At 45.5% G+C, this 4,424-nt stretch carries 4 protein-coding genes; 3 read left to right on the top strand and 1 reads right to left on the bottom strand.

Going from position 1 to position 4,424, the window contains the following annotated elements; all coding sequences use genetic code 11:
- The first annotated feature begins 326 nt into the window (after window positions 1–326).
- Together ACYQ2M_RS24715 and ACYQ2M_RS24710 are read left to right on the top strand one after the other, a co-directional pair.
- Window positions 327–848, top strand: coding sequence for a tetratricopeptide repeat protein (locus ACYQ2M_RS24715; RefSeq protein WP_459919070.1), 522 nt, complete (start codon window positions 327–329; stop codon window positions 846–848).
- 18 nt (window positions 849–866) lie between these two features.
- Entirely contained in the window at window positions 867–1,640 is a 774-nt protein-coding gene (locus ACYQ2M_RS24710; RefSeq protein WP_459919069.1) for a tRNA pseudouridine synthase A, read from the top strand.
- A 465-nt stretch (window positions 1,641–2,105) separates the two neighbouring features.
- Here the strand turns inward: ACYQ2M_RS24710 and ggt are convergent, their stop codons facing one another.
- On the bottom strand, window positions 2,106–3,845 hold the full coding sequence (gene ggt / locus ACYQ2M_RS24705; RefSeq protein WP_459919068.1) for a gamma-glutamyltransferase: 1,740 nt from the start codon (window positions 3,843–3,845) through the stop codon (window positions 2,106–2,108).
- Between the two features lie 372 nt (window positions 3,846–4,217).
- On the opposite strand from ggt, the gene ACYQ2M_RS24700 reads away from it, so the two are divergent.
- Window positions 4,218–4,424: transposase (locus tag ACYQ2M_RS24700; RefSeq protein ID WP_459919067.1), on the top strand; the 207-nt coding region annotated here is incomplete at its 3' end.

The raw sequence follows: 4,424 nt of genomic DNA, 5'->3' as shown, positions 1-4,424 counted from the left end.
AACTTGAAGGCTACCTTTTTATATAACTGCCATGGGCAGACCTTATTCTGATCTCGTTCTGCCCACAACGAAGCATGAAAGAGTGTTAGACCTACCTACTCTTTCTTATAAACTGCCATGTGCAGCCCCCTATAAACGTCTGGACTTTTCGATTTTAGTTTTTTAACATAGACAACATAGGCATTGTGACGATTTGTTCAAGAAAGGGGCAGGCGATAACAAAGGCATGCTGGTATCTTCTTTGACAGAAATGCCGAAAATTTATTTCAATAATGAAAATGCTGCGGAAAAAACCGCAAATCATAAAGCGTACAACAAGGAATCTCATGGATAAAAACAGGGCACCACTTTCGGTGACGGACTGGTTTAATGAAGGTTTGAGATGTTTCAATGAACCCGACGGGGTTGGAGCTGTCCGGGCATTTGAGGAAGTTGTCAGGATAAATCCTGTTTATCGCCACGGGGATGGCGACAACCCCTATTTTTATCTGGGCAAGATTGCCGAGATCGAAGGACGAATCGACGACGCGATTGTATTTTACTCCCGGGCTTTGACCCTGAACACCCATGATGAGGAGAGCCTGATCGGCCGGGGAAGTTGTTATACGGTTAATAAGAATCACAAGGCTGCCGTGGTTGATTTCAAAAAAGTGCTGGAGCTTCCATCTAAAGGCAGGAATTCGCCGATGCAGCATGTGCTGTATGCCATTGCGGAAAATTATCGCCAGCAAAAGGATTTTCCCAGCGCCCTTCACTGGGGAGAAAGGGCACTCTGGGAAGATTCGGAAAACGATCTGTATCGCCAATTGGTTGCCGATGTCAAAAAACAGATGCGGGATCGTCTTTAAGTGAGGTCTGGACATGGTATGAAAAAATATTATTATCTGATTCATATTCAATATTTGGGATTCCGCTACCATGGCTGGCTGAAACAGCCGGGATTAAAAACCGTGGAAGGCATGGTTGAAAAGACAACCACATTTGTCCTGGGCCATTCCGACTTTAAGATTCTCGGAAGCAGCCGCACTGATGCAAGAGTCTCTGCAAATCATTCCACCTTTGAACTTTTTGTCCATGAATCGCTTGATGTCGAGCAGCTGGTGAATGATTATAATCAAAACCTGCCCAACGACATCCGGGCGATAAAGGCTGAAGCGGTGGACGAAAAGTTTAACATCATCAAAGCCCCAAAAACCAAGGAGTACATCTACCTGTTCGCCTTTGGAGAAAAATGCCATCCGTTCTGTGCGCCGCTCATATCTTCGTTTTCTTATTGGCTTGATATTGATATGATGAAGCAAGGTGCCCTGTTGTTCCAGGGCAGGCATAACTTCAGAAGCTACTGCACCAAACCCGGCACCCGGACAACCTTTGAAAGGGAGGTGTCGGTCAGTAAAATAGAAGAGAACCGAATTTTCAAGGCCAATTTTTTCCCGGCAAAAAGCTATGCCTACCATATCCATTCAACAGGGTTCATGCGGTATCAGGTCCGATTGATAATGGGCCAGCTGCTCAGCCTGGGACGGGGTGAAATCGGCATGGAAGATATTAAAATATCGCTCAAGGGAATCAGCCATACCCCTTTACGGCATATTGCCCCTTCGTCCGGGCTGATGTTGAACGAAATTCAATTCCTTTGATTGTTTGTCCACACAATATGAGAATCTAAAAAACTCGAATCGCCTTGTGAGTGACTTAATCTTAAAATTTTAACGTAAATGTAGATTCAACATGGCTGAGACTAAACGCTATGAATCCAGACAAATATCAAACTTTATGGCAAGTTCTCAATTTGTCGCGGAAGGTGGATGGAAAATGCAGGATACCTGCTGAAAGGATGACAGGTGAATTGGAAAAATCTTGCAAGATCAACTTCAAAAAATTAATTTACTGGCTGTGAATGGAGCGGCTTCAATCAGGAAGCCGATTTTTTAGGGATACCTTAGAAAGCAACTACTTATCACCAACACCCTCCATCACCTATCACCCACCCACCTCACCTATCACCCCTAACAGCACCAAGGAAGGCAAACACCACTTCCTTACCTTAACTCATCAATCTCCACCTACAATAATCATCATTAATTCTATACATCATCAGTCGATCATTCTGGCATTTCCGGTAAAGCTAAACCGTCTTTGCGAGGATCGGAGGCGCCATAGTTAATGCCTTTTGCAAAATCACGCAACACAGCTTGGCCCCCCCCCATATACGCAGAATAATCGTCATTAATGAAGAGTTGATGCCCCTTTCGCGACAAGCCCATGATCGTCTCTTTGGATACGCGAGCCTCTACGTGTGCTCCGCACCCCTCGAAATCCCATTTGGTGAATCTCGGCGCCTCCATGGCCGACTGGATATTCATATCAAAGTCGACAATGTTCGATACAAACTGAGCATGCGCCAGCGCTTGGTTCCACCCTCCCATTATACCGAAGGCAATACGTTGATCACCCTTCGACATAAAGCCGGGAATAATGGTGTGTAAAGGTCTTTTACCACCCTCAAGGGCATTTGGGTGAGCAGGGTCAAATGAGAAGAGCCCACCCCGGTTTTGTAGTACGAAACCTGATTTGTCCACTCCTACGCTGGCACCGAAGAGGTTGTAGATACTTTGAATCAGCGACACCATATTCCCATCCTTGTCAACGACGGACAAATAGGTCGTATCCGATCCTTTTGGATAAGGCAGATTTGGCGCCACATTACAGTTGGCGCGTTTAGGATCAACCAGCTTCACTCTTGATTGAGCGTAATCTTTTGAAATAAGCTTGGCTACGGGTACTTCGCTGAACTTCAGATCGGCCGAGTGACGTAGAACATCTGCGTATGCAAGTTTCTTGATTTCGATAAGATGATGCAGCGATTTCGTTGAGTTGTGCCCCCAGTCGCGAAGATTGAGCCCTTCCATCATATTCAACATCATGAGCGCGCCCATTCCTTGTGTATTAGGTGGTAATTCGTAGACTGTCCATCCATGGTATTCGGTGGATATAGGCTCGACCCACTCTCCTTTCATGGCTTGAAGATCACTCTTTTTCAATTGGCCTCCTAAACGGGAGGATGCCATCACGATACGATCGGCTATGGTTCCGCTATAGAATGCTTGCTTCCCGGATTGAGCAATTTGCTCCAAAGTCTCTGATAGTTCAGGGTTACGGAAAATCTCACCAATACGAGGCGCTTGGCCTTGAGGTAGGTAGAGGGCTGCAGCGACAGGATCAGAGCGAAGATTCTTCTGAACCCAGCCCCAACTCCAGTACGCAGCCGAAAACTCCGCGATCGGAAACCCGTCGCGAGCGATCCCTATGGCTGGAGCCAGCAATTCCTTAAATGATTTGGTTCCAAAACGCTCCCGTAGCATGTCCCATCCCTCAACAGCCCCAGGCACAGTTACCGAATCTATACCCTTCTTGGGCATAGTTGTGTGCCCCTTGCTCTTCAAGTAATCAATTGTAAGGCCCATCGGCGCCGGTCCTGAGGCATTGAGGCCAAATAGCTTACCCGACTTTGCCTCATACACAATCGCAAAAAGGTCTCCGCCGATGCCGTTCATCATAGGAGAAACAACTCCCATTACCGCATTTGCAGCAATAGCCGCGTCGATTGCGTTGCCTCCCTTTTCAAGAATGCGCGTAGCTGCCTTCGAAGCCAACGGATGCTCTGTTGCGGCAACACCATACTGGCTGATTACCATGGAGCGAGCTTCAGAGCGCTCGTCAGAGAGCTCTGCGGCGGCATAGGCTGATCCACTGCTAATTAAAGCCAAGAGTAGCAATGCTGATAGCGATGTTGTCTCCACTATAGATCGCCATTTTTTCATTTCTCGCTGGAATTTTCTCATTTTCTTCTGCCTCCTTTTTTTTAGTCGAACAATTAATGGAAATATTAAAGATTGACTCCAAACAGACCATGTACACTTGAATCTTACATTTCATGATCAAAACAAAGTGTCTCAACTATGACACTCTTCGTTTTCCATTATCTTCATGTTAAGAAGCCACCTTCTCGGTCAACCATTGTTCCGCATCGAATCTCCATGGTTCTAACGATATCTTGGAATTCTAAAAACGTGGTCACATGGGAAATCTTCTCCCTTTGGTATAATTACTCAAGTTTCGCACCCTAAAACAGGGAGTTTTAACGAATAAAACCCCTTATAATTTGATACTTTATATAGAAAAGGACTCCAAATATCGGTGGCGTGCATTTATGAATGGAATTAACCGTCAAATATTCAATAGTTTGGATGTCTATAGTTCCCCAAAAAGACTTATGCTTTGTCATTGACGATACCATTCTTCAGAAATCAGGTAGAAAAATTGAAAATGCATCATATATCCATGATCATACTGTTGGGCGGTCGGTGTTGGGGTTTTGCATTGTCACTCTGGGTCTTTTCACAGGCAATGCTTTTTATCCT

The sequence above is a fragment of the Desulfocicer niacini genome, assembly GCF_054657595.1.
The sequence above is the reverse complement of the archived record's forward strand: the minus strand, read 5'-3'. Positions and strand labels throughout refer to the sequence as shown.